Raw genomic sequence first — 2,797 nt, 5'->3', positions numbered from 1 at the left:
TTTCTGTCGCAAGGAGACATGATCAACCAAGGGCTTCACCCATGATCACCCGGGGTATTGAAAACCCAGCCCAGAGGTTAAAACTCAAGCTAGGCTCACGGATCTTGTTGTCCGACCTTTTGGAGCTTCTCCGAATGACGATGCCCCCGTCCTGCGCGCGCAGCCGCGCGCCGCTCGGTTCGCCGATCGACACCGATGTCCCGCGGATTCCTTTGTTCTCCAACGAGTTCGCCGCGGATCCGCACGGCGCCTACCAGGAGATGCGCGAGCGGTACGGATCGCTGGCGCCGGTGGAACTGGCGCCGGGTGTGCCTGCCACTTTGGTGCTGGGGTATTACACCGCGGTGCGGATCTTGAACGATCCGGACCATTTTCCGGCCGATCCCCGCGCGTGGCAGCAGGACATTCCCGCCGACTGTCCGGTGTTGCCGATGATGCAGTGGCGGCCCAACGCGTTGCGCAACGCCGGAGCCGAGCATGCCCGCTACCGGCAGGCCAACATCGCCGGTCTGGCCAACGTCGACCTCTACGGTCTGCACGACACCGTCGCGCAGCTGGCGACACCCCTGATCAACTCGTTCTGCGCGGACGGCACCGCGGATATCGTGCACCAGTACGCTTTCCCGCTCGCTTTCGCGGCGCTCAACGCCATGCTGGGTTGCCCGGCCGAGATCGCGCAGCGCGCCGCGACCGGTATGGCCGCGATCTTCGAAGGCGTCGACGCGGAACAGGGGAACAAGATGCTCACCGATTCACTCGGCGAGTTGACGGCACTCAAGCGCGCCGGACCGGGCGAGGACATCACCACCGGGATGCTCGGGCACCCGGCCGGGCTGACCGACACCGAGATGGTCCATCAGCTGGCCACGCTCTACGGCGCGGGCATCGAGCCGCAGCAGAACCTGATCGTCAACACGCTGCTGCTGATCCTCACCGACGAGCGGTTCGGCGGCAGCGTACTCGGCGGCAGCCTCTCGACCCGGGACGCGCTGGACGAGGTGCTGTTCAACGACCCGCCGATAACGAACTTCTGCTTCAGCTTCCCGAAGCAGCCGATCCTGCTCGACGACGTCTGGCTGCCCGCCCATCAGCCGGTCGTGATCAGCATCGCCGCCTGCAACACCGATCCGGCGATCCGCGCCGAACGCTACGCGGGCAACCGCGCCCACCTCGCCTTCGGCGGTGGGCCGCACGCCTGTCCGGCGAATTCGCTGGCTTACCTGATCGCCCAGGACGCGATCGACCAACTGCTCGACGCGCTGCCGGAGCTACGCCTCGCGGTGCCGGTGAACGAACTGACCTGGCGTCCGGGCCCGTTCCATCGCGCGCTCACCGCCCTGCCCGTGCTCTTCCCACAATCGCCACCGCTACCGTTGCCGTAGCGCCCGGGCCGGGGCGAGCCGAATGGTTTCACCAACTCGAACTTGTAAGTTCTGTGTGGAGAGCTTCCGGAAATTACTGGGCGAGTACGGATTTACGGACCGGGCATCGACTGGCAGACGACGTGCAGTGACACGGTTCGGCACCGGTGTCACAGGAAATTGAGAGCCAAGTTCTCGCTGCCGCCCGGTGGGGCGAGCGTGGCCGCTTCCCATGCGGCCTGGCACCGGGGTTCTCTTCCCGGCAGCCGAAACGGCCCCGACTCCCTCCTTGTCGTCTGATGAGGGGGTCGGGGCTGTCGCCCAACTACGGCTGCCGCACCCTTCGGTGCTGTGAGGACCTGGGCGCGACGGAGTCCATTTGACCACGAGTGATGTTGTGCACCAAAGTTTTGATACACATTCTATCGGGTGTTCGTGAAAAAACTATAGGACAGTCGGTTTGGTGTACTCGAACGGGCGGACGGTCACGGATCGTCTGCTCAGGAGTCGCGGCCATGGCGGGGTTCTTGAGCCTGCGGCACTACTTCAAACCCTCACCAGCGGCCATGCGCGGCAAAACCAGCCTGGGAAGCGCCATGACTTCGGCCTGACGACGTTCGGCCTGGTGGCGGGTGGTCTAGTTGGGCCTGTCCCCCACACCCCCGACGGGGATGAAAGCTATGGCTCGCGCGGCAGAAAGTGGCGTGTTTCCCTCGGTGGCCTCCCCACGGGGTCGCCGTAGTATCGGCCGAATTTCGGGCGGATATGGCGTAGCTGCCGGTCAGCGGGTGCGGGAAGCGCCGGGTCCGATGAGGCTGGTCAGTTCGCGCATGGCCTGGAGTGAGGGTTTGAAGTAGGGGTTCCGGACTGACTGACTGGTGAAATCGCGCGAAAAGCAACGACAATGGCTTGACCAGCAGTGATGTCGGGTTTCCGGTTCGAGGTTCCCGACTGGCCGGAGAATCGGGCGGATTTGCCGTAGTCGCTGGCGTGGGCGGGTCTGGGGTTCAGGTTGTGGGCAGGTGGCGGTAGATGGTTTTGCGGGAGACGCTGAAGGTGTCGGCGATCTGGGTGACGGTGTATTTGCGGCTGCCGTGGTGGTCGAGTTCGTCGTACATCTCGCGGGCCTTGAGCACCTGCAGCTCTGTGAGCGCCGGGGGTCGACCGCCGATACGGCCGCGGGCTCGTGCGGATTGCAGGCCTTCGAGGGTTCCTTCGCTGATGAGGTCGGCGGTCATCTCGTCCATGGCGGCGATGACGTGGAACAGGAACCGCCCGGCGGGGGTGGTGGTGTCGATGCCTTGTTTGAGCACGATGAGGTCGATGCCGCGTTCGTCGAGTTGAACTTCCCCCGGTTTCCCGGAGACTTTTCTATCTGGGATCGGCGGCCTCGGGTTGGAGGGTAGCCGGTTGGGGGTGATGCTGCCCGCTGGCAT

2 protein-coding genes are annotated in these 2,797 nt (G+C 64.6%); one reads left to right on the top strand and one right to left on the bottom strand.

Translation table 11 applies throughout. The annotated features are described in order from the left end of the window. The first annotated feature begins 134 nt into the window (after window positions 1-134). Window positions 135-1,382 carry a cytochrome P450 gene (locus ACWEO7_RS38950; protein WP_452430796.1) on the top strand — a complete coding sequence of 416 codons (1,248 nt, stop codon included), beginning with the start codon at window positions 135-137 and terminating at the stop codon, window positions 1,380-1,382. 986 nt (window positions 1,383-2,368) lie between these two features. Here the strand turns inward: ACWEO7_RS38950 and ACWEO7_RS38945 are convergent. Further along, window positions 2,369-2,797 (bottom strand): recombinase family protein (locus tag ACWEO7_RS38945; RefSeq protein WP_452430794.1); only part of this gene is annotated, 429 nt, incomplete at its 5' end.

It is taken from the genome of Nocardia sp. NPDC004260 (assembly GCF_053603155.1).
The sequence above is the reverse complement of the archived record's forward strand: the minus strand, read 5'-3'. Positions and strand labels throughout refer to the sequence as shown.